This is a genomic window from Anaeropeptidivorans aminofermentans, from assembly GCF_940670685.1.
GTDB classification, from domain to species: domain Bacteria; phylum Bacillota; class Clostridia; order Lachnospirales; family UBA5962; genus Anaeropeptidivorans; species Anaeropeptidivorans aminofermentans.
The window spans coordinates 357,360-381,904 of the sequence record NZ_OW711693.1 but is presented as its reverse complement, the minus strand read 5'-3'; the positions used below and the strand labels follow the sequence as shown (position 1 = coordinate 381,904).

The window sequence follows — 24,545 nt, the reverse complement described above, 5'->3', positions numbered from 1 at the left end:
TTCACACCTTCTTTTTATTTTAATAGATTTGTGTTAAGCTTATTTGTTTTTTTCATAGGTTTGCTTTACTTCGCTGAAGCTTATTTTATCCTTGCTTGGAATTTCCTGGAGAAATACGTTTTTCCCCATGACTTCTATCTGGCCGAGGGCTTCAATATCTTCCTTCGCAACAAAAATCTGCCTTGCCACAGATACTCTTCCTTCGGCGTGCCGTATGCCTCCTAGATTAACATCTTTAATCCCTTCACAGCCTTCCGCAATCTTCAATGCATCGCGGCAGCTTCCTGTAACTACAAGCATCTTATTTTTACTGTTAGAGGGCTTATTAATATAAGCTATGGCATCTTCTATCCTCAGCACCTCCATTTTTACCCCTGAAGGCTTACCCACGCTGAGGGTCATTTTAAGCATTGCGCTTCCCGCATGCTTATCGTCCGCCACCACAATGGTATCTGCTTCCACGGCCTTTACCCAGTAAACCGCAACCTGCCCATGAATAAGCCTGTCGTCTATTCTTAAAAGTTTGACCATATTACCTCCCCTTTCTTTAGGTATAGTAAAATAGTTTAATTACAGTAACAAAAATCATATATTTTATATTTAATGAACCTGAAAATACTTATAGTGAAGCTTCAAAAGTGTTTTCAGATGAACGTCTCTTATAGTTAACAAAGGTCTTTTCAGCTTTGCTGGCTATGAATGGCTTAATATAAGCGCTTCTCTTATATTAAGCCGCTTATGAAAAATAGATTTTTGTTACTGCCTTAAGGCTATTTCACTGTATTATAAACAGTCGTTTATAAACTGTATATTTTCCTTGCTTTGTTCTACAACATGCCTTATGGTTTCTGAAATATCTCCCTCAAAGGGGCATAGGGCTATTTCAAGCAGCATACCCAGATTCAGCCCGCTTATGATATATAGATTTTTATATTCGTAAAGAAATGGTATGGCAGATTTTGTAGTGCTCCCTGCTGGAATATCCGTCATGATTATGATGAAATCGTCTGCTTTGAAACTTTGAAGGGCGGTTTTTATTTTTTCAGCCATTGTTTCAGGGGAATCCTCTGAATACAAGGGAATTGCCGATAAAATATCTTCACCGCCGCATATTACGTCATAAGCCGAAATAAAACCCTTGCACAAGTCCCCATGGGTAATTAATATAATGTTTTTCACGTAAATCGCCCCTTAAGCCTTGGTTTTTATCATTTCTGAGAATCTGTGATTATAAATGGTAATTGCGGTAATTCTCAAATCGTCGCATACGCTGCTTGCGATAAACTGGAAGGGGATAATAAATAAAATCGGTAAAAGATACGGACATATTTTCTCAGGGATATTCATAATATTCTTTCCCTTAAGTTCTTTTGATTTTGTTATGAGATAGACTCTGTCCGTAAGCTCCTTTGCGGCCTCAAATATCTGCATATGCCTTAAATGCATCGTGTCGTTCAGATCCGCAATAAACAAAGCGTGGTCCTTTTTAACCTCATAAGCCGGCCCATGAAGAAACTCCTCCGTTTCATAGGCATTTGAAGCAATTCCTATGGTTTCTTCTATTTTCAAAGCCCCTTCCATGGCGACCCCAAGGCCGGGCCCTGTGCCTATGGTCATGACACGCTTCATAGAATAAAATTCTTCTTTATTTAAATTGTAAAATTCTGCACTTTTTTCCCTTATTTCAGGCATTGCTTCTATAAGCACCTCTATTTCAGCCATACGCATATGATATTTCTCCTCGGGGTAAACGCCTTTCCGCCTGCCTGCTTCAAGGGCAAATAAAATAAAGTATAATGTGGATGATGGAACGCCTCTGCATACGAATACGTCGTCTCCCGGGGCGTAAGTACCGTATTCCAAAACATTTTCGCAGTAATTTGTTATGGGGCTTTCCGGCCGCATAGATATTGCCGCTACATCATAGCTTAATTCCTTTGCCTTTTTTACGGCTTCTATGGTATTGGTGCTTTTTCCGCTTTGAGACAGGCATAGAATCAATGCATCTTCATAAAATCGATATGCATATTTTGAAAATGTAACAGGTGTTATACAAGATACCCTTACCCCTAAATAATTTTCTATTGCATATCTTGCACACTGGGAAATATTATGGGAAGAACCTGATGCCACCAAAACAATTTCTTTATGGTTCTTTTGAAGGAAAATATCTACAAGCTTATGTACGTATGTTTCTTTGTTATGAAATAAGTACCGGCAGGTTTCCGGCGCTTCAATCATACTGTCTATCATCCATTTTTTCAAAGGGTTACCCTCCTAATATCTATATATTTTTTAATTATATATATCATTATATGAAGCCTCCTTTATATAAATTAAAAAAAGCCTTAGACATTTTACATGAAATCTAAGGGCTTTTTTTGTAATTTCCTATAAAAGAAACGCTATCCTTATTAATTTTCGGTAATTTCTAACATATATAGTAAGCTGAAACAGCAGCAAACCCCTAGAGAGGCACTTTCTCAAAATGTACTGTTTCCAAAGGAAACCTGTATTTTTAAATCTATAGTAACCAGTCTTTTTGTTTCTTCTTTATAAAATTTACTATATAGCATTCCATTTAACTTCATACTCCTATGGAAATTTATTTATATTTCCTCATCATTAAAGGGATTGATGTTTTCTTCCTCTGCAAATCCCGTACTGAACATATATTCAAATTTTGAGCTGATGTAATAGGTCTCTATATATTCATAGGGTCTTCTGTCCTGCGTGTAGGTCACATGGGCGTTTCGCAAAAGGGCAACATTGGCATTTGTTATCCCCAGATATTTCGCCTGTTTGGCATCTGCAATATGAGCCGTCATTTTATGCACCGTTGCTGCGCTGTATATATCTATGGAATTAAGATATGCATTCAGGGAATTGTTAAGGCAGTTTATATCGATGGCAGGCACCACCTTTGCGGAAATATAAGTATAGCTAAGGGCTATAGGGTCATTATTTCCCGTACGAAGCCTTATAAAATAATGAATAAGATCGTCTTCAGAAAGCGCAAGGTATTTGGCTACATTGGGCGCTTCTTTTCCTTTAAGAATTCTATAGTCTATTAATTTAGAGCCGGGCACAAGGCCTGCAGTCTTCATATCGAGGGTAAAGCTTCTTTTAGCCGATACCTTCTTCGTAACTACATTGGAGCGGACAAAAGAGCCTTTCCCGGGTATCCTTTCAATATATCCCTGCTGGGCCAAATTAATAATCGCCTTATTTACCGTCAGGCGGCCTATATTAAATTTTTCGCTTATTTTCTGCTCTGTTTCTATTTGGTCTCCTCTTTTAAGCCTGCCGCTTTTTATCTGGGATAGAATATAATTTTCTATAATCTTATACTTTGGTATATCCTTCATAAAAACAGTCTCCTAAATATTAATTTTATTTTATACTCAGCGAAATCGAAAAAATATATGCCCGCATCTTATACAGCATTGCTTAAGGCATGCAAATATTAAATTACCGGCTGTTTCTGCAAATTGCTTTAAGGTGCTTGGGCGTAATTAATTTTTTCAATTTATCCATGTATAGTAAACTTCTTATAAAGAAGTAGCAAAAACCGATTCATTAAAGACATAAAAATGCGAATTTCCTTCGGAAACAGTACATTTTGGGGCCTGTAGGAATATACGGTTTTGTTACTGTTTGATTTACTATACGTAAATATCTATAAGAGCCTAAAATTTATGTAAACATCTATATTTATATATATGTTTTTATATACGTTCTATGTAAGAATTATTTTAGCACAAATCCCAATAAAATTTGATTGCTTTGTCGGCCCAAACCGGTCACTCTGCATCTGAAGCTTATGTATCTTTTTCTAGATTCACATCTTTTCATAATGAATAAAAAAGCAGCCGGAATATACACTCCTGCTGCTTTAAAAACTTCTTGTTCTAATGTTCAATAAAAAACAAGATATACTGATTAAGGATTGAAATTCTTGAACAAATTTCTTAAGTCTATGACCATTAAGCTATGTTTCCTTCTTCAATTTCTTCTTCAATTTCTTCTTCAATTTCTTCTTCGATTCCTTCTTCGATTCCTTCACTTACCTTATACTCTGTCTCTTCTGTCCCCATGAATTTTATAACCATTTTATCTAATTTTTCACTTAGGGGAAGTAAAGATTCAAGGGTATTGCCTTCTTCTATTTTCCTGTTAAGTAAAAGCCTTAATTTTTCAAGTTCTTTCATAGTGAATCCCCCCTTTTGTAAATCTATCATATAATTTTTCCGAAGCTGTGACAAGCCATAATATAACTTTCTCTAACTCCGGCAGGCTATAGCAAATTTTACCATATGTTTTAGTCTTTTTTACCCTTTAGGCCTCATAGTCTTTATGCAATAACTTGTATAAGATACAAGCTTATTGATTTTTAATACAAAAAACTATATAATTTTACTTAAATGGCCTGCCAAAAGGCCACGCATATTTATTAATTTACAGTTTACTTGCTTAGGCAATGTTTGAAATAATGAAATCAAGGATATTTTGAAAGAAAGTGCCATTTCGGGGTAACCTGGGAGTTTTTTCCGAGAAGAAAATGTACTTATGGAAAAATAGATCGTGTTTTTGACTTTTCAAATACGCCCTAAACTAAATGGAGGTTTGTTTATCAATGGAAATCTTATTAGAACTGTTTAACGGAGTTTTTGAACTGAGCATCGGTAAAATAATCATGTATCTGATTGGCCTGCTGCTCATTTATCTTGCCGTAAAAAAGGATTACGAGCCTATGCTGCTTTTACCTATCGGTTTCGGCGCCATTCTCGTTAACCTTCCCTTCGGCATCGTTTGGGAGCATGACGGGGCAGCAGGATTCCTTCAAGTGTTTTACAATGTGGGCATCATTACAGAACTTTTCCCTATTATGATTTTTATAGCGGTAGGCGCTATGATAGACTTTACCCCTCTTTTAAAAACGCCTAAAATGCTTCTTTTCGGAGCTGCCGCCCAGTTCGGTATCTTCTTTACTATTATTGCGGCCCTTGCTCTTGGAAAAGCCTTCCCGGGCCTTAATATCACTTTGAAAGACGCAGCTGCCATAGGCATTATAGGTGCTGCCGACGGCCCTACAAGTATTTTCGTAGCAAGGCTCTTTTCTCCTACATTCTTAGGTCCTATTACCGTTGCGGCTTATTCCTACATGTCCTTGGTTCCTATCATACAGCCTCCTGTAATAAAGGCCCTTACCACCAAGGAAGAACGCTGTATCAGAATGGAATTTAAAGATATTCAAATATCAAAAATGGCTCTTATCGCATTTCCAATTGTAGTTACTATCGTATCCGGTATCCTTGCCCCGATCAGCGTTCCCCTTATCGGATCCTTAATGTTCGGTAATTTAATAAGGGTTTGCGGCGTATTAGAGAAGCTTTCCAATGCCGCTCAAAATGAACTTGCAAACCTCGTTACCCTCGTTCTCGGTATTACCATAGGTGCTACCATGAAGGCAGAGGATTTCCTTCAGTTCCAGACGCTCCTTATTATGGCTTTAGGCCTTGTGGCATTCATCTTTGATACCGCAGGCGGCGTATTGTTTGCTAAATTCTTAAACCTTTTCAGCAAGCAGAAGGTGAACCCTATGATTGGTGCCGCAGGTATTTCCGCATTCCCTATGTCAAGCCGTATCGTTCAAAAGCTTGCAAAGGAAGCCGACCCTACAAACTTCATCCTGATGCAGGCCGTATCTGCAAACGTTTCCGGCCAGCTTGGTTCCGTAGTTGCAGGGGCAATTATTCTTGCTATCGTACCTGTTATTTTAGGAATGTAATGTATAATAATATAACTTAAATAAGGTAATAAAAAGCGTATATTTTGAATGGCTTCATTTAAGCGATTCTATAGATGAAGGCATTTATGAAAAATAGTTTTTTATTACTACCTCAAAGCTATATTGCTGTATCTTCAATTTATTTTTATTCCGATTGTATAAAAATGACTTCAGACATTATAAAATAAAGGAAAAGTCAATTGACCGGGAATTTTTCAAGTTAATTTGCGATACTTTCATAGAAAGGCGGTATTCATATGAACACCTTATCCCAGGGATTTCAAGTGATGTCCTACGGTTTAATCGGAGTTTTCTCCGTACTCATACTTTTTTATATCATGATTCTTGTTTTAAATAAGGTTTTCCCCTATAAGGAAGACGAAGAATAATAAATAAAAAGCCGGAAAATCCCGGCTTTTTTTATTGATATCTTATTTTTCTTTTTCAAATATAGGCAGATGCCTGTAGATAACAGCCCCTGCAAGAACCGTGGCACTTCCTTTAATAATATTAAAAGGTATGATGGCAAGCATGATAATGGTTTTAAGGTCATGGATATTTCCGTTAACCTTGCTTGCAAGGCCTATGATAGCCTCCATTCCGCCGAAGGCAAAAGCATATGCCGGTATCACAAAGAAATAATTGGACAGTGAAGCTACCACCGTAAGCATAATCACGCCCGTAATGCCTCCTATAATGAAGCCTTTATAGCCTTTCATTTTTCTATAAATAACAGCAGCCGGAACAGCAAGAGAAATTCCGCAGATGAAATTGGATACTTCTCCTATTCCGATGGTTTCAGACTGAACAATAACCTTTAAAAGATTTTTAATAAGCTCAATAAAAACCGCAGGCAAAGGCCCCATCAGCATTCCTCCGATTAAAGAAGGAAGACTGCTGAAATCGAACTTTAAAAACCCGGGGAAAATAGGCAAAGGGAAATTAATCATTTCCAGTACAAAGCCTATGACTGCAAGAAAGCTTATTCTCGCCATTTGTTTCGTGCCGATTCTCTGCGGCAATGCAAAATCGTTTTTCAAATTAAACCCTCCCGAATATTCTTATACTAATTCAATTAGTATTATGGCGTTTTATAAATGAAATGGGATTGCCGGCAGTTCAAACGGCAATGCTCATGAAAATTGAAAACCGTCTTTCTGTTTTCAGCTTCACAAGCTTTTCCTCAGCCTACAGTAAATAAACTTCATCTTTTTCAGTTTTATTTACTATATTTCTTAAGTTTCAGAGCAGTTATAATATCTGCTCCGCTCTTTAAGTTTATGCCTGCCCATCATCAATAAAAAAACGCCCAGAAAACTCAGGGCGTTAAAAAAAGCGCATAAAAGCGTGCTTCATTTAAACCTCTTTCATCCAGACTGTACTGTCGGCATTGGAATTTCACCAATTCAGCGGCTTATAAAAATAAGCCGGTCGTGGGCTATACCACCGGTAGGGAATTGCACCCTGCCCTGAAGTTTAATTAAAAATATTAAATTTTAATATTACATAGATATTATATCATTGATTAAGTAAAAAAACAATGGCAAAGAGAAAATTTCTCAGGCAAACGCATGAAGGGTTTATACTTCGCGAAGGGCTGGCAGAACCAAAGCAAAAATTCCTTCGAAATTTTTATCTTGATTATAATTTACAGAGAAAAAATTACTCTTTCATCAAATTGAGTATTATTGGGGCTGCCAAAATAATACCTTTTTCAGTATTTTTTCGTCGGCCTGCCGTGAAGAAGTCTGCTATTGGGGTTTTGGAAAAAGGGACCTTCGCTTACTTTTTAAACCTTTTAAAGGCAGGAATAAAATCCCCGGCGCTTTTCTATTAAAGCCGCGAAATACATTCCTGCCCCTTTCAAAGTATTTCTTTTCCTAAAAATTCCTATTGTATTCTTACTTTTGATCTTCAAACTTCATGCTTAACGATATTCTCTTTTTATTGATATCCACAGATAAAACCCTTACCTTTACAATATCCCCTACCTTTACTACATCAAGGGGATGTTTTATGAATTTATTGGATATTTCTGAAATATGGACAAGGCCGTCCTGATGAACCCCGATATCTACAAAAACGCCGAAGTCTATTACATTTCTGACGGTGCCTTGAAGAACCATGCCTTCCTGCAGGTCTTCCATGGATAAAACATCGCTTCTCAGTATCTGGGGCGGCATGTCCTCTCTCGGGTCTCTGCCGGGTTTTTCAAGCTCCTTTATAATATCTCTCAATGTAAATACGCCTATATTAAGCTCCTTGGAAAGCTCTTCAAGATTATGAATTTCAGCTGAAAGCCTGCCTATTCTTTTAAGGCGGATATCTTCCTTGGTATGCCCCGTTTTTTCAAGAAGCATTTCGCAGGCCTGATAGCTTTCAGGGTGAACGCCTGTAGAATCAAGGATTTCTTTACAGCTTTCCTCGTTTATCCGTAAAAACCCCGCACACTGCTCAAAAGCCTTGGGGCCCAGCTTCTTCACTTTAAGAAGCTCTTTCCTTGTTTGGAATTTGCCGTTTGCTTCTCTGTATTCAAGGATATTTTTTGCAAGGCTTTGAGATATGCCCGAAACATAGCTTAAAAGAGAGGGGCTTGCCGTATTTAAATCAACCCCTACTGTATTAACGCAGCTTTCGACAACGCCTCCAAGGGCTTCTCCCAGCCTTTTCTGATTCATATCGTGCTGGTATTGGCCTACGCCGATGCTTTTAGGGTCTATTTTAACAAGCTCCGCAAGAGGGTCCTGTATTCTTCTTCCTATGGAAACCGCAGAACGAAGGGCAACGTCAAATTCAGGGAACTCCTCTGCCCCAAGCTTTGAAGCCGAATATACAGAGGCTCCGGCCTCGTTTGCGATGACATAATATACCTTTCTTTTAACCTCGTGAAGCATTTCGGCAGTAAAGGCTTCCGTTTCTCTGGAAGCCGTTCCGTTTCCGATGGCTACAATATCTACATTGTGCTTTTCTATAAGGGGAATCAGCTTTTCCTTGGCTTCCTTTATTTTAGACTGGGGCGGCGTAGGATATACGACCCCTGTTGCAAGGACCTTTCCCGTATTATCCATAACGGCAAATTTACAGCCTGTCCGAAAGCCCGGGTCAAGAGCAAGAACCGTTTTATCCTTCAAAGGGGGCTGGAGTAAAAGCTGTTTTAAGTTTTCCGCGAAAACCTTGATAGCCCCTTCTTCGGATTTTTCCGTAAGGGCGCTTCTGATTTCCCTTTCTATGGAAGGGGCTATAAGCCTTTTATAGCTGTCTGCAAGGGCCTCTTCCAAAAACCCTTCCGTATATCGATTGCCCTGGTTGATTTTAGAAAATACTTTTCTTAAGATATCGTCGTCGGGGGCTTCTATTTTTACGTTTAAAAAGCCTTCCTTTTCTCCCCTGTTTACAGCAAGAACCCGGTGAGAGGCTATTTTATTTACAGGCTCTGAAAAATCGTAATACATTTCGTATACAGACTCTTTTTCCGTATCTACAGCCTTTGAAGAAAGAAAGCCTTTATCGTTATATTCTTTTCTTATGATTCCTCTGAAATCGGCATCGTCCGATATAATCTCTGCTATAATATCCATGGCTCCCTGCATGGCATCGGAAGAAGTAAGGATTTCTTTTTCTTCGTTTATAAAGTCTTCCGCTATTGCAGCTATTTCCTTATGAATATTCTGCTCCCATATCATCATAGCCAAAGGCTCTAAGCCCTTTTCTTTGGCAATCATTGCCCTTGTTCTTCTCTTAGGCTTATAGGGGCGGTAAATATCTTCTATTTCAGCCATGGTTTTAGCTTCCGAAAGGGATTTTTCGATTTCTTCGGTTAAGTTCCCTTGTTCTTCTATAATTGCTTTAACTTGGCTGCGCCTTTCCTCCATATTCCTTAAATATAGAAGCCTGTCATATATTTCTCTCAGGGTCTGGTCATCTATGGAGCCTGTCATTTCTTTACGGTATCTGGAAATAAAGGGAATGGTGTTCCCTTCATCTATAAGCTTTACTGTGTTCTCTACCTGATAGGTTTTTAATAAAAATTCGTTTTCCAAGGTCTTTAAAATATCCATATTTTATCCTTTCCAACATAAACTCATTTGTATCTATAGTAAATTTATTATGTAGAAGTAACAAAAGTCTGGAATATTCGGCCTTGCTACTGGTTAACTTTAAATTTACTATATACTTGACTCAATATAAAATAATATCAGATTAAAAGGCAGTTTTTTTGAACAGCCTTTATCCTTAAATTTCAGAGCCTTTATTTAGGCCCTTTTATTATTTTACCATAAATTAGCTTCTTTCCAAATACCCTAATAGGGACAGAAGTATGTATTTTCATCCCAAACTTCCCTAAAAAGTTCTCTTTTATTAAAAATAATACAATGATATGAGTAAATTCCTTAGGCATTGATACGATAGGCCATATTTTAAATACGGCTTCATAGCCACAAAGATTAATTAACATATTTATATTTTATATAAGCCCTTTCTTAATTATTTTTAACAATTTGCTTTCTTTAGGCCTTTATAACTGGTATATATCTTTCATTTCTGGTATACTGTAAATACTGCAATTTTGATATGCTTATGCTGTTCGCCTACCTCTTAAGTATAGACGATTGTACTCAATGTTATTATTTTCATGGAGGAAAGATTTTATGGAAGGAAAGCTTAAACGATTTATTACTTATTACAAGCCCCATAAGAAGGTTTTTTTCATTGACCTGTTTTGTGCCTTTGCAGCGTCAATTATTGTTCTTTTATATCCGCTGCTTGTACGCTATGTAACCTCTACGGCTCAAACCACAGGCATTGACATGGCCATCATCGGAAAGGTGTGCCTTGCTTTTGTCGTTTTAGCGGTTATTGAATATTTCTGCAATTATTATGTGGCTTATGTAGGCCATGTAATGGGTGCAAAAATGGAATTTGACATGCGTAAGGATTTATTCACCCATTTTCAGAAACTTTCTTTAAGCTTCTATGACAATGCAAAAACCGGTCAGCTTATGAGCCGCCTTACAAATGACCTTTTCGACGTTACGGAGCTTGCCCACCACGGCCCTGAGGATATTATCATATCCACTGTTAAAATTATAGGCTCTTTTATTATACTCATTAATATTAATATCCCTTTAACCCTTATCATATTTGCCATACTTCCTTTTATGTTTGTCTTTACCCTTTATTATAATAAGAAAATGAAAAATGCATTTAAGAAAAATCGCCAGAGAGTGGCAGAAATAAACGCCCAGATAGAAGACAGCATATCCGGTGTAAGAGTAGTGAAGGGTTTTGCCAATGAAGATGTGGAGCTTGGCAAATTTAACGTCGGCAATGAAAACTACGTTAAATCCAAAGACGGAAGCTACCACGCCATGGGAAGATTCCACAGCGGCCTTGGATTTTTTATAACTTTGATTAACATAGCCATGATATTCTTCGGCGCATTTTTTATTACAAGAGGAATCATCGACATATCCGACCTTGTTACTTATCTTCTTTATATCGGAATGCTCATAGACCCTGTTAAAAAGCTTATAAACTTCACCGAGCAGTTTCAAAACGGCGGAACAGGTTTTGAGCGGTTCCTTGAAATCCTTGATGTTGCTCCAGATATTAAAGACAGCGAAAACGCCAGGGACATAGAAAAGGTACAGGGAGATATTTCTTTTGATAATGTATCTTTCTCTTATGAGCTTGACCATGAAGAAAAAAGAGTTTTAAACAATATAAGCCTGAACATCAAAGCCGGTGAATACGTTGCCCTTGTAGGCCCCTCCGGGGTTGGCAAAACCACCCTTTGCTCTTTGATACCGAGGTTTTACGACCCTACGGAAGGCCGTATCCTCATAGACGGGCAGGATATAAAGGATTTTAAATTAAAATCCCTTAGAAAGCATATCGGAATCGTTCAGCAGGATGTATATCTTTTTGCAGGTACCGTAAGAGAAAACATAGAATACGGAAAGCCCGGGGCCTCTATGGAAGAAATTATAGAAGCCGCCAAAAACGCCAATGCTCATGAATTTATCATAAATCTTCCCGAAGGCTATGACACGAATATCGGTCAAAGAGGTGTGAAACTTTCTGGGGGGCAAAAGCAAAGGCTCTCCATCGCAAGGGTATTCCTTAAAAATCCCCCTATCCTTATCTTTGACGAGGCGACCTCTTCTCTGGATAACGAATCGGAAAAAATCGTTCAGGAAAGCCTTGAAGGCTTAGCTAAAAACCGTACCACAATCTGTATCGCCCACAGGCTTTCAACCATAAGAAATGCTGAAAACATTCTCGTTCTTTCACAGGACGGCATTGTGGAAAGAGGAACCCACGACGAACTAATCGGTAAAAAAGGCACCTACGCCAGATACTACGCCTTAAGCGGAAGTGTGGCAGGGGACTAAAAGAGAGGGTATTGCAAATAAATTTGCAATACCCCTTTTTCGTTTAAAGCCTTATAGTTAATTTACTTTTAAATTGCTATATAGTAAATTTGCTTTTCTTTCGCAGTACGTATAGTAAATTTAAAGTTAAATAGTAGCAAAGCCGTATATTCACGAAGGCTCAAAAATGTACCGCTTCCGAAGGAAATCCGTGTTTTTGAGCCTTAAGGGAATAGGATTTTGCTGCTTCTTCATGATAAATTTACTATAACAGGTTCCAAGAATGCATAAAGTCAAGGGAAAGCAAATTACAGCGCTACTGTTTTACTTTTATTTTGGCTATAGAAACCATAAAATAAGAGAAAGGTAAATAGACAATACTACTATTTTTTTTGAATTCACCTATACGCTTTGGAAAAAGACTGTTGGAATAAATAGCTTTTCTAAAGAAAAGCTCAAAGCACGCCATTTTCCTCGATGCGACGAGCCGCCCCCGGGGAATCCGTCTGTGCTTAAGTCTTTAAAATCTACAGATTTGTTTACTATAGTAAATTTCAAGTTAAACAGTAACAAAACCGTACATCTCTTGAATTCATATGAAATAGAAGCGTTGTCAATTTGCTTTTCTTTTATTTTATATTCCCTAAAGCCAAATACTTACGGCGGTGTAAAAACAAATTGACTGTACGAGGATTCAAAAATGTACCGTTTCCGAAGGAAATCCGTGTTTTTATACTAAGCGAACTTGGAAAAGAATGCAGGCGCAAGCCTGCAAATCTTTTTTAAGTGAGCGTTCCCTTATCATTATCAAACTTTTTTTGTTTGGTAACGATGAATCCGTAGTGATTAGGTTTTTGTTACTTCTTTATAAGAAATTTACTATATTATTCAATTTCTCCTTTTTGGACCTCCCTTGCAGGGGCCAGAGAAATAATGTTTTCCCCTTTAAAAACATACCTGCTTAAGGAAGAGGATGTGGCAACGGCATCAAAAGGCGCTTTATATTCTACTCCGTTTACGCTTCCTACAACATCCCCTGCATTTACATAATCGCCCGGCATAATCTTTCTTATATAAACCCCGTCTTCATGGGCAGGAAGACATTCCTTTGCGATAACACCGCAGAACTTTATGCCTTCCGGCATGATGCCTTCTCCTTCTATGATATTGATAAGCTTTAAATAATTTATTATTTTCTCACAGGTGCTTACGGCGGACTCCATGTGAATAACCCCGCCGGGCTGCCCTCCGGGAAGCTCGATTAAAAGGCCTTTCTGTCCTCTTTTCTCACAGGATTCAAGATAAAACTGCCCGCCTGTTCCGGCTGTATGTATTACGGTTTCTATGCCTAATTTTTTTGCAATATCATAGTGAAAATCATATTTGCTGTACCAGCACATGGTATAAGTGCTTCCGTAAATACCGCAGCAGTGGAGGTCTATAATATAATCATAGCCTTCTGTAAGTTCCCATATATGGTTTGCAAGACGATAGCTATAACCGCCGTTTTTATCTCCGGGGAAAATTCTGTTCAAATCCTCCCCGTCTTCTGCGGCAGGCCTTTGCCTTGCCTTAAATGCGCTCTCGTTGCAAATGGGCATGATACGTATATTCCCAAGGATTTTCTCATTTTTAAGTCTTTCGGCTATAAGCTCTGCCGTATAAGTTCCCGTCTGCTCATTACCGTGGATTGCCCCTGTAATAACTATGGAAGGGCCTTCCTTTTCTCCCTTAAAATCAATGGTTCTTATGTTGAATTCCTGATTCTCCATATCGGCCTCCTTAATCAATATTTCTGCTGAAAATACAGCTTATAGTAAATTTAAAGTTAAATAGGAATAAAACAATTTCATTTTATCTGAATTAATAGTTTGGTGAAATTTATTCTTCCTTACTGTTTAAAATGAAATTGTCTATATAGTAAAATAGATTTTTGTTACTATCTTAAGGCTATTTACTATATATAGTAAATTTAAAGTTATACCCTAGGCAGTGTCTGAAAACCGGAAAACCGACGGATATTTTGTAAGGAAGTGTGAATTCGAGGAGAAAACCGCAAAGATAGCATGCATTTACATTTTTGCTTTATGCAAAAATGTTGAGCGTGCAGGTTTACCCTGGGTAAACCTGCACGGCATATCTTGAGGATTTTCGACGATGAAGTCGCACTTTTATGGCAAAATATCCTAGAGTTTGGAGTTTTCAGACACGCCCTAACAAAACCGTATATTCACAAAAGTCATCTATGCTTTTAAACCTTCAGTGAATCGGTTTTTGTTACTTTTTTATGAGAAACTTACTATATTTATGATAATCTTCTTATCCCTAAGAAGCAATTTATTTTTGAAATCTTTTATAGTAAATTTCGCAGAAGGATGCAGTAAAAATCTATTTTTCATAAACGGCTTAAACATATAGAAGTGCTATGTTTAAGCTATTCTAATATACGATTTTTATTACTGTTTAATTTGAAATTTACTGTAATCCATTGCCATAAATCTATTCTTTCCAGTCTTTTATATATTCCTCAAGCTCGTCATCAGAGCAGTATATTAAATGGCCTTCGGATATTTCGTGGTATCTTGGCGGATTATCAGAAGAATAATCATGAACCTTCGGGTCATAATGGATTCGCTTTCTTCTCTTTTCAGCTCTTGGGTCTGGCTGGGGGATGGCTGAAAGCAAAGCCTTTGTATAAGGGTGCATGGGGTTTTTAAAAAGCTCTTCCGAATCCGCAAGCTCCACAAGCTTTCCGTAATACATAACCCCGATTCTGTCGGAAAAATACTTAACCACTGAAAGATTATGGGCGATAAAAAGAATCGTAAGCCCCAGTTCCTCTTTAAGGCTATTCAGAAGGTTAATTACCTGGGCCTGCACCGAGACGTCAAGGGCTGAAACAGGCTCGTCTGCAATTACCATCTGAGGGTTTATAATTAATGCTCTGGCAATACCGATGCGCTGCCTTTGGCCCCCTGAAAACTCATGGGGGTATCGCATGGCGTGTTCCGCCTGCAAACCTACATGTTCAAGCATTTCGATAATTTTCTTATGGCGTTCCCCTTCATCTTTATAGCCTCTGATTTTAAGGCCCTCCCCTACAATTTCCTGAACGGTCATTCTGGGATTCAAAGAAGCGATAGGGTCCTGAAAAATCATAGCGATATTATCTGTTATGTATTTTCTTGTTTCCTTATCTAATTTTCCCGAGATGTCTTTGCCTTTAAAATAGACCTTGCCGTCTGTAGGGTCATAGAGCCTGATGATGGTTCTGCCTGTTGTGGTTTTTCCGCAGCCGGATTCTCCTACAAGGCCAAAGGTCTCTCCGGGGTATACATTAAAGCTTACATCATCAACAGCCTTCACTGTGGATTTTATCCCTCTTTTTTTCGTGGTAAAATGCATCGCAAGGTTTTTTATCTCAAGAATAGGCTCTTGGCCGTTTATTATATTACTCATGGGCCATTTCCTCCTCTTCCATACGCCTGATACGTTCTTTCAGCACGTCGGGCATTTCTACCTTCGGCGCATAGGGGTGCAAAAGCCATGTTGAGGCGTAATGGGTATCCGAAATTTTAAAATAAGGCGGCTCTTCCTCAAAATCAATGGCAAGGGCATATTTATTTCTTGGGGCAAAGGCGTCACCCTTCGGCAGATAAAGCATATTAGGCGGGGCCCCGGGTATGGAAAAAAGCTTTTCCTTGGTATTTAAATCGGGTATGGCCGAAAGCAGCACTCTTGTATAGGGATGGGCAGGGCTGTAGAAAATTTCATCGCTTGTACCTACCTCTACAATTCGCCCGGCGTACATAACACAGACCCTGTCCGCCATGTTGGCAACCACCCCAAGGTCATGGGTTATAAAGATAATAGAGAGATTACGTTCTTTTTTAATATCGTTTATCAGTTCCAGAATACGGGTCTGAATAGTAACGTCAAGGGCTGTTGTGGGCTCGTCGCAGATGAGTATTTCGGGATTGCTGGCAAGGGCAATGGCAATTACGATTCTTTGGCGCATTCCGCCTGAAAATTGGAAGGGATACGCGTCATACCGGTTTCTTGCATCTGGAATGCCGACAGCGTCCATAAGCTCAATAGCCCTTTCCTTGGCCTTTGACTTTTCTATGGAATGGCTTAATACAAGGGCCTCGGTAATTTGCTTTCCTATTTTCATAATAGGGTTCAGAGCAGATAAAGGGTCTTGAAATACAAGGGAAATTCGCTTTCCCCGTATTTTATAATAATCCTTTTCTTTATATTTTGTCATATCCTCCCCTTGATAGATTACGCTTCCGGCGTCAATCCGCCCGTTTTTAGGCAGGATTCCTAAAATCGCCTTTGTTGTAACGCTCTTTCCGGAGCCTGATTCCCCAACGATTGCAAGGGTCTCGCCTTTATATAAATCGAAGCTGATATCCCTAACGGCTTTTACGGTTCCTGCGTAAGCGTTAAAGGATACAGATAAATTGTTTACGCTTAAAATCTTATCCATGATTCTACCTCCTTCTATGCGCCCCGCTGGGTTGGGTCAAATGCGTCACGAAGTCCGTTTGAAAGCATATTAAAGGCTATCATAAGGATTGAAATGACAATTGCCGGGAAAAATACTTGATTTGGAAACTGCTGCATTACCTTCTGCCCTTGGGAAAGAAGCACACCGATGGAAGATTCCGGTGCTTTTATGCCAAGGCCGATGTAAGCAAGGAAGGATTCCGTAAATATGGCGCTTGGAATAGCAATCATGCTTCTTGTGATAATAGGGCCTATGGAGTTTGGCAGAATATGCCTGAAGATAAGAGACATATCCTTTACTCCTAAGGTTCTCGCGGCAAGAACGTATTCGCTGCCCTTATATCTATAAAATTGGCCTCTTACCATACGGGCAGTACCAATCCAGTTTTGAACCACAAGCGAAAGGATGATGGAAAGCATTCCCGTGCCGAAAAACAGGATAAACAAAGTCACTACAACAATTTCCGGAAAAGCGCCTATAATTTCAGTCACACGCATCATCAGCATATCTGTTTTCCCGCCGTAATATCCGGCAATGGAGCCGTAAATAATCCCTACAGTAACATTACATAAAACAGATATAAAGGCAATCAAAAGGGATACCCTGGCCCCCCGCCACATACGGACCCAGAGGTCTCTGCCAAGATAGTCAGTACCCATCCAATAGCTTGCTCCGTCTTCTACGCCGGCATATTTATAGTAATCTACCTTAATGTCACAAAGCTCTATCCCTTGAACAATCTTCGTTTCTCCAATATACAATATGGAGCCTTCGGGATAGCGCGTGGTATCGTTTAAGGTGTCCTTTCTTCTGTTCTGAAGAACCCTCGTACCGTCAAAAATCCCCAATTTCGCTAAGCCCGGCATTTTAGGAGGAAGGTTTATATGCTGGAGATTCTGGTCATTATAATCGTATCGGCTTGCCTCAGGGGCAATAATTGCAAAAAGAAGTATTATGGTTATAACAACAAATGCAATAATTGAAACCTTGCTTCTTGAAAAACGAATCATTGCGTCTTTAAAAAAGCCTATGGGCTTGCTGTCAAATTTACTGTCAGCAATGTTTTCGTCCATTTGTACAAGGATAAACTTCTCTTTTGGCATATTCTTTAATTCCGGAGAGTCCGGCTCGTATATTTTAACCATTAGGCTTTCCCTCCCATTCTTACTCTGGGATCGATGATTCCGTATGAAATGTCAACAATAAGAACCGTAAGCAAGGATATTACGGAATAAAATATAAGAGCGGCAAGGGTAACGGTATAATCCGGTGCATTTATGGATTTAACCATAATACCGCCCATTCCCGGTATGGCAAAGATGGTTTCTATAACAAGGCTTCCCCCCATGATGCTTGTAAACATCGGCACAATAATATTCATTAAAGGAAGCAAAGAGTTTCTAATGCCGTGGTTTACAGTGGCTTGAAGCTCCGTAAGGCCTTTTGTCTTTGCAAGCAGCATAAAATCTGAATTGATGGTTTCTGCAAGCTCCGCCCTTAAATATCTTGTAACCCTCGCAATAGGGCTAAAGGAAAGGGCAATAATCGGCAGAAGAAGCCCTCTGAACCGCTCTATTCCCAAAGCAGTAGGGTCATAAATAATGGGCAGCAGGCCGCCTTTAAAAGCGACAAAATATTGCAGCAGCGTAGCAAAGATAAACGAAGGCACAGAGATGCATATAACCACAAAAAATGACACTGAATAATCCACAGAGGAATTTTTTCTGATGGCAGCTAAAATGCCTAAAATAATGCCAAGAGGCAAAGAAATTAAAAGAGAAAAAAAGTTTATGTATAACGTTACAGGAATTTTATCTTTGATAATCTCCCATACAGGAACGTTAATCTGCATTTTAAGAGAGGTTCCCCAGTCCCCTTCTGTAACAATCCCCTTTAAAAATAAGCCGTACTGTACAGGAATCGGCTTATCAAGATTATATTTGGCTTCAAGGGCCGCCTTTTGCTCATAAGTCATATCTACCGCATTATCAAAAATACCTCCGGGCATGAGCCTTATAACCATAAATCCCAGAGTTACGATAATAAAAAGGGTTATGAGCATGGCAATAATTCTTTCTGCAATATATCTAACCATGAATCTGTCCTTTCCAAAAGCATTGCAGTTAAAAAATGTTTATAGTAAATTTTTTATAAAGAGGCCGCAAAACCCATTTCTTAAAGAATACTATATAGATTTATTTCCATAAATCCTGGCCTGCCGCCGTCTATCACAGGGCGTCTTTGAGTGAAGCTGCCCTATTGTCTAAGGCCGTGCTTTTTTATATTGTTCAAAACATAGGTTTCCGCAGGAAACGGTATATCCTTAAATCTATGTTGGCTTTAGAGGGCATAAGATAAGAAAAAAGCAATATAGATCTTTGCTCTGCAAAATACCGTAAGTTCAAAATACCATAAAGAATTGATTCAGTCAGTATTTCTTCCTAATTCCATTTGGCTACGATACTATTCTATATGAATTCAAGGGATATACGGTTTTGTTCCTTTTTAAATTTACTATTACCGCAAGGCTTTAAAGTGCTTTATAAGGCTTAGATAAAATATGGTAAAGGAAAACCCTTTCTCCATGGCTCAAAATATAAATTCTATATTTTTGAGCCATAGGGAATATATGGTTTTTATCCTTTACTTCTGTTTTTCATGCCTAATTTAAAAAATATAACGTTTAATTCTATATGCTTAGGCAAAATGTCTTGGAATACGGTGGATTTACCTTCGCGCATGATAGTCAAATGAAGGTAAATCCACAAATATCCGAAAGGTATCCATGATTGCCTTACAAATTTTTATTGGCTAATTGTTGCTAAGCTATATCCAAAACCATAGCCGGGGATATAGCCATCGCTTATTAAGTTTACTCTTTCGCTTATCATGTAATATCCCGGTGCCTCGTAAACAGGGCATGCAGCTACTTCGTCAAGAGCTATTTTTTCCATTTCCCGTGTAAGCTGAAGCCTGTAGGCAGGGTCCAGTTTAGCGTCTAGGCTGTAGTTTGCCTCTTCCCATAAGGCATCAAATTCATCGTTATAATAAGGCTCGTTTTTATTTGAATACATGGAGCTGTAAACCTTAAGTCCATTCCACGGCGCTGCCGTGCTTGTGTTCCAGCCTCTCCACTGAAGCTCGAAGCTGTTGGGGTCGCCTTCTTTCCAGCCTTTAATATATGTATTCAGAACGGAGCTTGGGGCGGCCATAAGCTCTAAAGTAAAGCTGTCTCCGAAAATCTTAGGAAGCTCTTTATGAAGGAACTCGGAAGCAGATTTATTATTAGCACTGGATTCATTATACATAAGGGTAAGAGTAAGATTCGTAAGGCCTGCTTCTGCCATGGCCTTGTCATAATATTCCTTGGCCTTTGCAGCATCAAAGCCTAAATTTGGCTCTAAATATTCCTGGGCTTCCGGCATCTGGCGGAATGTAAGGCCTTTGTCTGTATCACCGAGGCATTTTTGAGGCACAAGATAATTTGCGGCTATGCCGTTTGTCATTTTTGCTATGTTTTCTCTGTCTACGGCGTAGGATAATGCCTTTCTGAAGTTTACATTTCCAAGGATACCGCTATTATTGGTGTTTCCATGGTTTATTGTAAGGGTCTGTATTGAAGTTGCAGGGGCTATTTTTACCCTTGGGTCGTCAATATACTGCTCTATAACAGAGGCATTCAGGTTAACAACATCAAGATCTCCGCTCAGGAAAAGCTCAAGAGCCGTATTGGCATCATCCAGCATTTTATAAGAATATCCTGCAATTTTAATTTCGTCTTTATCTACATAATCAGGGTTTCTAACCATATTTACCTGCGAACCGTTTACCCAGTCCTTTAATATAAACCGGCCGCAGCTCATGAACCTGTCTGCGCTTGAACCGTAAGTGGTCTTTGTGCGCCCTGCGTCCATGCCTGCTTCATAGGTCGGCTCATGTACTAAGCTGGTCCATACATAGTTAAAATGCGCTTTAATGTCGGCTTCTGTTACAGGGTCTGTAAGCTCAAGAGAAAGGGTATAATCATCAACCTTCTTTATGCCCACATCTTCCCATGCTACTTTGTTTTCACTCCCCTGAAGATAATAATCCGTGGCATTTACAATCGTAATATAATCGCTTGCAAGCTGGGAGGCTCTGGAGTTTACAAGAATCGGGTCAAGGCACATTTTCCATGAATAGATGACGTCATCTATATCTATTTTATCTCCGTTTTCCCAAACAGCGTTTTCACGTATTTTTATATTCCAAATCTTGCCTTCTTCGTCCATCTTTATAGGCTCGCCTTCTGCAAGCTCCCCTACATAAGCAAAGGCCTTCCCGTCTTCTGTAGGCATTTGTTTATAAAGCATTAAAGACACAAGGGCAAAAACATCACCGCTATTGGATAATGTATAAATATGTGGATTAATGGTGTCGATGTCGCCGGTAAAATAATTATTAAATGTGCCATAAGGCTCTGAAGAAGCAGGTTCTGAAGCTTTTGCTTCTTCCTTTGGCGCTTCCGCAGTAGCTGTTTCTTGACTCTTTTGTGCATTTTGATTCCCATCATTTGAAGAGCCGTTTCCCCCACAACCTGTAAAAACAGCTAATCCCATTATCCCTGCCATAAGGATAGCGGTTAATTTTTTCATGGCAATTCCCCTCTTTCATGTTTAAATTCATTAATATATTTAAGGCTGAGCCTTTAATAAATTTGAAGAATCATTTGAACTTTTGCCCTGTGTGCGGTTCGCTTTATGTATTTTTTAACCTTTGGAGAATAAAACCAGTTTTATAAAAAATATGTGCATTTTTACCTTATATAAATAAATGAACTTAATATATTTGACATTTTAGTATAAACCCTGTTATTCTTATAGCAAGATAAATAAAACTTTCAGGGAGGAGCTTCATGCAATTAATTGACAAGAGAAAATTCTTGGTATATTCAGGCATCAGTACAGTAGCCTGCATATTTTCCATCATATTTATAAAGGCCGATTTTTTTATTTATCGAATAATAAACGGTCTTTTTATTGGCGGCTTATTTTCTCTCATACCGGGGCTTATTTCATATCTTAGAAGCATTGGCATGCTGGATATTTTCATATATAGTTACAGAACCCTCCGGTCCTATTCAAAGCATTTTGAAGATGAGCTTAAAGAAGGCAAGAAGGCGAAAACATATCATGAGTTTAAAATGGAGAAAGCCCCTAAGCCTTTTTCTCTGGAGCCGCTGTTTATCGGCGGTGTCCTTGTGCTTGTTTCTGCGGTTTCATCATTTATTGCAGGGTAAGAAATATACATAGATAGGTATCCAGATAAGAAGCTCTCCTTACACTTCTATGCAAAGTTTCACGAATTGAATCTTTTTGAAGCTGCCCTTAGTTCAGAAGCGCTGTATGCATATTGTATAATTTTATAGGATATTTTGAACTTTTTTGTAGATTTTGATTAGTCAAATAATAACACAAGTGTCCACTCAGGTAAAACGAAAAATAGGAATTGGCCTATTCCATTAAAGAATATACCCTTCTATTATATTTTAAGCTTAATTTTATATGGTATAGATGGATATTCACAGGGCCTTCATATCAAAATATTAATCACAGGCTTCCGTTTGTTTAACTATGATTGATTTCGGTAGCCTGTTAGTTATACCGTATATTAAATAATATAATTATTTATTGAACCTATGCTTAAAAAGCTGATGAAAAATAAATTTGTAACTATTCAATATCTCTAAGTATTGATGGGGAATATATCCATCGGCAGTGAAAATATCGTTTCGTAAGTTTCCGGCTTTCTATTAATATACTTGAAAAGAAGGTAGCACATTGGATGAGATTAAATTAAAATATTTTATAAGTGCGGCAAGGCATCTTAGCTTCACGAAGGCCGCCGAAGACTGCCATGTAACCCAGTCTACCATAAGCAAGCAAATTTCCGCTTTGGAAGAAGAGCTTAATTCACATCTTTTCTATAGGCTTCATAATTCTCTTAAACTGACTGCTGCCGGCGAAAGACTTGCTACGAGAGCGGAAGACTATATGGAGCAATACAGAATGATTAATGAAAGTGTAAGAAGGCTCCATCTTGAACAGGAGCAGCGTCTGACCATAGGGATAGGGCCTTGGGAATGGGCCTTGGTTTCGAAGCCTCTTGAACTATTTGCTGAGCGCTATCCTGATGTTGAGGTGTTTTGCTCTCATTATACCTATAAAAGGCTTGTTTCCCATTTGCGCTCCGGTACGGTTGATATTGGTATTTGTTCGGAATCCTGTGTAGGGCTCATCAGCGAAATTTATTCTGAGCCTCTGGGATTTTCAAAATTTGAAGTGGCTGCTCATAAGGACCACCTGTTTTTTAACCTCTCTTCGGAAGACCAGGCGGTTCTCAAAGACCAGATTGTCATTACCTTTTATGAAAATGAATATGAGCCTGTAAGGCCTTACTGCATTAAAAACAATATGGCTCATTCAAATTTTACCCACAGCAATTTTTTTCCTTCATTTATAGCAATGGTAAGAGCCAAAGTATGTATCGCATTAATGCCTGTTTTCACAAAGAGTTTTTTAGCCTCTGACATTCGCTTTATTGACGTACTTCAGAAGCCTTTAGTTCAGAAGTTTTATGCGGCGCGAAATAGTTCTGTATTAAGCCATGCGGCAAAAAACTTTATGGATATATGCAAAGAAGTATACCCTGACCTTCCTGAAATAGGCTTTTCTTAAAGGTGCAAAATAAATTTACGGGCCTTTATTAAATCAGTACATAAAAAAGGGATTGTTATAATAACAATCCCTTAAAATTTATCAAAGTATAATTTTTCGTAATTCCAAAGCGTCTTTTACAATGGTCTTTGCTCCTGCTTTTTTTAGCTCCGATAGTTCCCCAAAGCCATAGCTTACAGCTATGAAATCGATTTCAGATTTCTTTGCCCCTTCAATATCATATTTCCTATCACCTATCATAAGCACCTTTTTTCGATTCTCTATGGCAAGGCTTTTAAGACAGTATTCGATTACCTCATGCTTATCCTGCCTGCTTCCGTCCAGATTGCTTCCGGCGATTTTAATGAAGTATTGGCCTACGTCCAAATAGGAAAGTATCTTTTCAGCAAAATACGTGGATTTTGTGGTGGCAATACAGGGCTTTTTGCCTGCCTTTGCCAAATCTCCAAGAAGCTCTTTGATGCCGGGATAGAGCGCACATTCATATAGGCCCTTCTCCCCATAATGCTCCCTATATTTTAAAACGATTTCTTCAGCCTTTTGAGAATCAAGATCGAAATAGGCTATAATGGAATCTTTTAAAGGCGGTCCGATAAGGCTTCTAAGCATTTCCGGCTTTTCGATTTTTATTCCGAAGCTTTCCAAAGCATATATTGCGGAATTTATAATCCCTTTTCCCGAGTTAATTATTGTTCCGTCAAGGTCGAATAAAATATATTCCTTTTCTTTAAGCATATGAATAGCTCCTTTTCTTTGCTTTTATGGGCTGAATGTCTTCATATCATTTTTTATTCCGAATCAATGCAGAAAGGATAGCCTTCCGGATCTATCATGGTGACTGAAGTCGTAAAATGCTGGATATCCGCTTTCTTGGCACCGCATTTTATTGCGTAAGATACGGACCTCCTCCATATTATCTGCAAATAATTCAAAATGAACCATCCGCATTTGCTTTTCAGCTTCCCAAGGCCATGCAGGAGATGTATAGCTCAAAATCTTTTGAAAAGCAAGGGCAATACTTTCGTCAGGGCTTAATAAAGCCGCCCAGCCGTCCCAAGCAGGAATCCTCTTCCAGCCCAGAAGCTTTTCATAAAAATCTGCAAGCCTTTCCGGCTCATCACAGTCGAGAACGATTCCTTTAATGGCACAAA

At 38.7% G+C, this 24,545-nt stretch carries 21 protein-coding genes and 1 riboswitch; of the genes, 6 read left to right on the top strand and 15 right to left on the bottom strand.

The window, feature by feature from the left end; genetic code table 11:
* Positions 1-39 precede the first annotated feature (39 nt).
* The 5 genes from NBX03_RS01445 to NBX03_RS01425 all read right to left on the bottom strand — a co-directional run bounded on the left by NBX03_RS01445 (position 40) and on the right by NBX03_RS01425 (position 4,211).
* The gene (locus NBX03_RS01445; RefSeq protein WP_250229004.1) at positions 40-531 is read right to left on the bottom strand and encodes a PTS sugar transporter subunit IIB; all 492 of its coding nucleotides are present in this window, start codon (positions 529-531) and stop codon (positions 40-42) included.
* A gap of 252 nt (positions 532-783) precedes the next feature.
* Positions 784-1,179 carry a PTS sugar transporter subunit IIA gene (locus tag NBX03_RS01440; protein WP_250229003.1) on the bottom strand — a complete coding sequence of 132 codons (396 nt, stop codon included), beginning with the start codon at positions 1,177-1,179 and terminating at the stop codon, positions 784-786.
* Positions 1,180-1,191: 12 nt separating this feature from the next.
* Positions 1,192-2,265, bottom strand: a complete 1,074-nt coding sequence (locus tag NBX03_RS01435) for an SIS domain-containing protein (RefSeq protein ID WP_250229002.1) — start codon at positions 2,263-2,265, stop codon at positions 1,192-1,194.
* 344 nt (positions 2,266-2,609) lie between these two features.
* Positions 2,610-3,368, bottom strand: a complete 759-nt coding sequence (locus tag NBX03_RS01430; RefSeq protein ID WP_250229001.1) for a GntR family transcriptional regulator — start codon at positions 3,366-3,368, stop codon at positions 2,610-2,612.
* A gap of 618 nt (positions 3,369-3,986) precedes the next feature.
* The gene (locus tag NBX03_RS01425) at positions 3,987-4,211 is read right to left on the bottom strand and encodes a hypothetical protein (protein WP_250229000.1); all 225 of its coding nucleotides are present in this window, start codon (positions 4,209-4,211) and stop codon (positions 3,987-3,989) included.
* 425 nt (positions 4,212-4,636) lie between these two features.
* Here NBX03_RS01425 and NBX03_RS01420 point away from each other — a divergent pair, with 425 nt between their 5' ends.
* Positions 4,637-5,791 (top strand): sodium ion-translocating decarboxylase subunit beta, encoded by a 1,155-nt coding sequence (locus NBX03_RS01420; RefSeq protein WP_250228999.1) that lies wholly within the window; start codon positions 4,637-4,639, stop codon positions 5,789-5,791.
* Positions 5,792-6,048: 257 nt separating this feature from the next.
* Positions 6,049-6,180, top strand: coding sequence for an OadG-related small transporter subunit (locus NBX03_RS15850; RefSeq protein ID WP_267134865.1), 132 nt, complete (start codon positions 6,049-6,051; stop codon positions 6,178-6,180).
* Between the two features lie 42 nt (positions 6,181-6,222).
* Here NBX03_RS15850 and NBX03_RS01415 read toward each other — a convergent pair whose 3' ends face one another.
* A complete protein-coding gene (locus NBX03_RS01415; RefSeq protein ID WP_250228998.1) occupies positions 6,223-6,831 on the bottom strand; it encodes an ECF transporter S component in 609 nt (202 codons plus the stop codon).
* 315 nt (positions 6,832-7,146) lie between these two features.
* A riboswitch (FMN riboswitch) is annotated at positions 7,147-7,272 on the bottom strand.
* Positions 7,273-7,331: 59 nt separating this feature from the next.
* Here NBX03_RS01415 and NBX03_RS01410 point away from each other — a divergent pair.
* Positions 7,332-7,628, top strand: a complete 297-nt coding sequence (locus NBX03_RS01410) for a hypothetical protein (protein WP_250228997.1) — start codon at positions 7,332-7,334, stop codon at positions 7,626-7,628.
* A gap of 64 nt (positions 7,629-7,692) precedes the next feature.
* Here NBX03_RS01410 and NBX03_RS01405 read toward each other — a convergent pair whose 3' ends face one another.
* Positions 7,693-9,849 carry a Tex family protein gene (locus NBX03_RS01405; protein ID WP_250228996.1) on the bottom strand — a complete coding sequence of 719 codons (2,157 nt, stop codon included), beginning with the start codon at positions 9,847-9,849 and terminating at the stop codon, positions 7,693-7,695.
* Positions 9,850-10,440: 591 nt separating this feature from the next.
* On the opposite strand from NBX03_RS01405, the gene NBX03_RS01400 reads away from it, so the two are divergent.
* The gene (locus NBX03_RS01400; RefSeq protein WP_250228995.1) at positions 10,441-12,186 is read left to right on the top strand and encodes an ABC transporter ATP-binding protein; all 1,746 of its coding nucleotides are present in this window, start codon (positions 10,441-10,443) and stop codon (positions 12,184-12,186) included.
* 863 nt (positions 12,187-13,049) lie between these two features.
* Here NBX03_RS01400 and NBX03_RS01395 read toward each other — a convergent pair.
* From NBX03_RS01395 to NBX03_RS01370, 6 genes are all read right to left on the bottom strand, one after another.
* Positions 13,050-13,937 carry a succinylglutamate desuccinylase/aspartoacylase family protein gene (locus tag NBX03_RS01395; protein WP_250228994.1) on the bottom strand — a complete coding sequence of 296 codons (888 nt, stop codon included), beginning with the start codon at positions 13,935-13,937 and terminating at the stop codon, positions 13,050-13,052.
* Between the two features lie 727 nt (positions 13,938-14,664).
* Positions 14,665-15,624 (bottom strand): ABC transporter ATP-binding protein, encoded by a 960-nt coding sequence (locus tag NBX03_RS01390; RefSeq protein ID WP_250228993.1) that lies wholly within the window; start codon positions 15,622-15,624, stop codon positions 14,665-14,667.
* Positions 15,617-16,657 (bottom strand): ABC transporter ATP-binding protein, encoded by a 1,041-nt coding sequence (locus NBX03_RS01385; RefSeq protein WP_250228992.1) that lies wholly within the window; start codon positions 16,655-16,657, stop codon positions 15,617-15,619. The genes NBX03_RS01390 and NBX03_RS01385 overlap by 8 nt, the downstream gene beginning before the upstream one ends.
* A gap of 14 nt (positions 16,658-16,671) precedes the next feature.
* A complete protein-coding gene (locus NBX03_RS01380; protein ID WP_250228991.1) occupies positions 16,672-17,823 on the bottom strand; it encodes an ABC transporter permease in 1,152 nt (383 codons plus the stop codon).
* A complete protein-coding gene (locus NBX03_RS01375) occupies positions 17,823-18,773 on the bottom strand; it encodes an ABC transporter permease (RefSeq protein ID WP_250228990.1) in 951 nt (316 codons plus the stop codon). The genes NBX03_RS01380 and NBX03_RS01375 overlap by 1 nt, the downstream gene beginning before the upstream one ends.
* Positions 18,774-19,482: 709 nt before the next feature.
* Positions 19,483-21,312, bottom strand: coding sequence for a peptide ABC transporter substrate-binding protein (locus tag NBX03_RS01370; protein WP_250228989.1), 1,830 nt, complete (start codon positions 21,310-21,312; stop codon positions 19,483-19,485).
* A 260-nt stretch (positions 21,313-21,572) separates the two neighbouring features.
* Between NBX03_RS01370 and NBX03_RS01365 the strand changes: the two genes are divergently transcribed.
* Together NBX03_RS01365 and NBX03_RS01360 are read left to right on the top strand one after the other, a co-directional pair.
* Entirely contained in the window at positions 21,573-21,956 is a 384-nt protein-coding gene (locus tag NBX03_RS01365; protein ID WP_250228988.1) for a DUF3899 domain-containing protein, read from the top strand.
* Between the two features lie 541 nt (positions 21,957-22,497).
* Positions 22,498-23,394 (top strand): LysR family transcriptional regulator, encoded by an 897-nt coding sequence (locus NBX03_RS01360; RefSeq protein WP_250228987.1) that lies wholly within the window; start codon positions 22,498-22,500, stop codon positions 23,392-23,394.
* A gap of 81 nt (positions 23,395-23,475) precedes the next feature.
* Here the strand turns inward: NBX03_RS01360 and NBX03_RS01355 are convergent, their stop codons facing one another.
* Complete coding sequence (locus NBX03_RS01355; RefSeq protein WP_250228986.1) at positions 23,476-24,129, bottom strand: HAD-IA family hydrolase; 654 nt, start codon at positions 24,127-24,129, stop codon at positions 23,476-23,478.
* A gap of 63 nt (positions 24,130-24,192) precedes the next feature.
* On the bottom strand, positions 24,193-24,474 hold the full coding sequence (locus NBX03_RS16105; RefSeq protein WP_408628551.1) for a hypothetical protein: 282 nt from the start codon (positions 24,472-24,474) through the stop codon (positions 24,193-24,195).
* Positions 24,475-24,545: the final 71 nt, after the last annotated feature.